We start from the raw sequence: 3,361 nt of genomic DNA, 5'->3' as shown, positions 1-3,361 counted from the left end.
CTGGCATCCCGGGCATGGACGGGCAACACGGATCGTACCGCCGCTCGACCAGTTCAAGGCGCTGATGGCCGATCTCGAGCGGGCGCCATGGCTGGGTGAAGTCGGCGCTGTGTTGTCCGGCTATCTCGGCGAGGCCGGCCAGGCCGAGGCCGTCGCCTCGCTGGTCGCCGCGGTGAAGGCAAGGACGCCCGGCGCCGTCTATATCTGCGATCCGGTGATGGGTGATTCGGGCGGCCTCTACGTGCCCGAGCCGACAGCCATCGCCATGCGCGACCGGCTGATGCCGATCGCCGACATAGCCACCCCCAACCGCTACGAACTGGAATGGATGGCCGGCGCCGCGTTGCCCGACCTGAAATCGGCGATCGCGGCAGCGCTCCACGCCGGACCATCGACCATGCTGGTCACCTCTGCGCCGTCGATGATGACGGGCGGCACCGGCAATCTGCTGCTCGATAGCAGCCAGGCGCTGCTCGCCGAACATCGCCTGATCGACAAGCCGCCGAATGGCCTGGGCGATCTGACGGCGGCCGTCTATCTGGCACGTATCCTATCCGGCCAGCCGCCGGTCAAGGCGCTGCAATCGACGACGGCGGCGGTCTACGAGATCCTGGCGCGCACCGCCAAGCGCGGCGGCGACGAACTGCAGCTCGAAACCGATGCGCAGAGCCTGTCGCATCCGATGGCGATGGTCCAGCTTCGCCACCTCACGCATCCGGGGCGGGGCCGCCGGGCGTGACGTCGACTGAGGCCGTGCTTGTCGGCGTCGACGGCTGCAAGGCCGGCTGGATCGCCGTCCGGTGCGCTTTTGGCATGGCACCGTCGGTCGGTGTCTTTGCAACCTTCACTGCCCTGCTCGCATCCCTTCCCGAAGACGCTGTCATCGCTGTCGACATGCCGATCGGCCTACCCGACTTTTCGGGCAAGGGCGGTCGCGGCCCCGAAGCGCTGGTGCGGCCGCTGCTCGGGGCGCGCCAATCCAGCGTCTTCTCGATCCCCTCCCGTGCCACGCTCTATGCGGAGACCAATGATTTCACCACCATCGAAGCCTGGTATGCCGCGCACATCAGGGCAAGTGCGGTGGCCCTGACCACATCCGACCCGCCGCGCGGAGTCTCGATCCAGGCGTTCGGCATTTTTGCCAAGATCCGCGAGATCGACGCCCTGCTGATCGCGCGACCCGATCTGCGCGGCCGCGTGTTCGAATCGCATCCGGAAGTCGCTTTCTGCCGCCTGAACGGCGATCAGGCCATGCAACTGCCGAAGAAGATCAAGGGCGGCATCAATCCGGCCGGCATGGCGGAACGCAAGGCTCTGCTTTGCCGGCATGGCTATGACACGGCCTTTCTCGACCAGCCGCCACCGCGCGGCGCAGCCGCCGATGATTTCCTCGACGCGGCCGCGATGACGCTGATCGCCGGTCGCATCGCCAGCGGTGAGGCACGGCCGCTGCCCGACCCGCCGGGCCGCGACAGCTTTGGCATTCCTGTCGCCATCTGGGCGTAACGCTGTTGGCCAAGGTTGCGCTCGATGCATGGCATTTCTAGCCAGCCCTCATAATTCTGCATTGCTCGCGACCGGCTTTTGCCGCTAGAGCCTCTCTAGACCGCAACGAGCTGCCGCATCCAACCCGGAAAGGCTCCAGACGCCGCCCATGTCCCATCTCCCTGAACATCTTCTCGCCGGCTACCGCAATTTCATGAATGGCCGCTATCTCACAGAGAGCGGGCGCTATCGCGATCTCGCTCGCGAAGGCCAGGCGCCGGAGACGATGATCGTCGCGTGCTGCGATTCGCGTTCGGCGCCCGAGGCGATCTTCGACGCCGGGCCCGGCGAACTCTTCGTGCTGCGCAATGTCGGCAATCTGGTGCCGCCCTATGCTCCCGATGGCGAGTTCCATTCGACCTCGGCGGCGCTTGAATTCGCCGTGCAGAGCCTCAAGGTCAAGAACATCGTCGTCATGGGCCATGGCCGCTGTGGCGGCATCCGTGCAGCGCTCGACACCAATTCCGCGCCGCTTTCGCCGGGCGACTTCATCGGCAAGTGGATGAGCCTGATCGCGCCGGCGGCCGAAACCGTCTCCTCCAGCACCTTCATGACCGCGTCGGAGCGCCAGACCGCGCTGGAGCGCATCTCCATCCGCTATTCCATCGCCAACCTCAGAACCTTTCCCTGCGTCTCGATTCTCGAGGGCAAGGGGCGACTGTCGCTGCATGGGGCCTGGTTCGATATCTCGACCGGCGAACTCTGGACGATGAACAAGGAAACCGGCGATTTCGAACGGCCGGAGCTGGGATGAACACAGCGGCGCGCAAGGTGGTAAACATCAGGTCGGCCGCTTTGACGGCGGCCGCGCTGCTGATAGCGATTATTGCCGCCCGCGCCGATGATCGTGCCCTCATCAGCCGCTGGTATTCGGCGCTGCTGGTCGCCGACCGCACCGAACTGTCCGACCTGCTCGCCGATGATGTCCGCATCAAGCTGGACGACCTCGGCATCGTGCAAAGCAAGCAGGAATTCATCGCCTCGATGGACGAATGGAAAGGTGCGGTTGCGGGCGCAGCGATCCGGCATCGGATCGAAAAGAGCGAAGGCGGGGTCACCACCGTGGTCGCCTGCTACGACTTTCCCAACAATGACAAGCTCATGCATGAGACTTTCGCGGTGACCGACGACCGCATCACCGCCAGTTCGCAAGCGGCAATCGCCGAGACGTGCGACGGCTTCTGACGCCATCCTGAGGGCCGAGCCGTTGCGCCTTGCGAGGCCTCGCCCTACATCGGGGACGACCAAACCTCTCCCCGTCAACGATCGAAAGACTGTCCATGCCTTCCACGAAATCCGTCGACCTCGCCGCCCATCCGCTGACCGCGTGGCAGGGGCCGCTCGGCCTGCCCGATTTCACGCGCATTGGCGATGGCGACTTTTCCCCGGTCTTCGACGCGGCGCTGAAGGCGCACGAGGCCGAGATCGAGGCGATCGCCGGCAACAAGGATGCGCCGACCATCGAGAACACGCTTGCCGCGCTGGAACTCGGCGGCGAAGCGCTCGATCGCATCTCGTCGATCTTCTGGTGCCGCGCCGGCGCCTACACCAACGAGACGATCCAGGCGCTGGAGCGCGACATCTCGCCGAAAATGTCCAGGCATTTCTCGGCGATTTCGATGAATGAGCGGCTGTTTGCCCGCATCGACGATCTCTACCAGCGCCGCGAGAGCCTGAAGCTCGACGCAGAAACCCTGCGGGTGCTGGAAAAGACCTGGAAGGGCTTCGTCCGTTCCGGCGCCAAGCTCGACGCCGACGGCAAGAACCGGCTGGCAAGCATCAGCGAGGAATTGTCCTCTCTCGGCACCAGCTTCGG

5 protein-coding genes (1 of these 5 cut by a window edge) are annotated in these 3,361 nt (G+C 65.1%); all 5 read left to right on the top strand.

Annotated elements, in window-relative coordinates; all coding sequences use genetic code 11:
• Positions 1–739 (top strand): PfkB family carbohydrate kinase (locus EOC06_RS25575; protein WP_245470059.1); only part of this gene is annotated, 739 nt, incomplete at its 5' end.
• Entirely contained in the window at positions 736–1,506 is a 771-nt protein-coding gene (locus EOC06_RS25570) for a DUF429 domain-containing protein (RefSeq protein WP_128309090.1), read from the top strand. The genes EOC06_RS25575 and EOC06_RS25570, both read left to right, overlap by 4 nt.
• A gap of 148 nt (positions 1,507–1,654) precedes the next feature.
• Entirely contained in the window at positions 1,655–2,299 is a 645-nt protein-coding gene (locus EOC06_RS25565) for a carbonic anhydrase (RefSeq protein WP_023811712.1), read from the top strand.
• On the top strand, positions 2,296–2,730 hold the full coding sequence (locus tag EOC06_RS25560) for a nuclear transport factor 2 family protein (protein WP_127269640.1): 435 nt from the start codon (positions 2,296–2,298) through the stop codon (positions 2,728–2,730). Before EOC06_RS25565 ends, EOC06_RS25560 begins: the two co-directional genes overlap by 4 nt.
• A gap of 95 nt (positions 2,731–2,825) precedes the next feature.
• Positions 2,826–3,361 carry the 5' portion of a M3 family metallopeptidase gene (locus EOC06_RS25555; protein WP_128309089.1) on the top strand. It continues 1,534 nt past the right edge of the window, so 536 of the gene's 2,070 nt are visible here — the first part of the coding sequence; the start codon lies at positions 2,826–2,828; its stop codon lies off the right edge, out of view.

Origin of the sequence: Mesorhizobium sp. M7A.F.Ca.MR.362.00.0.0 (assembly GCF_004023175.1) — a bacterium.
GTDB lineage: Bacteria > Pseudomonadota > Alphaproteobacteria > Rhizobiales > Rhizobiaceae > Mesorhizobium.
This window is presented reverse-complemented; position numbering and strand designations above follow the sequence as displayed.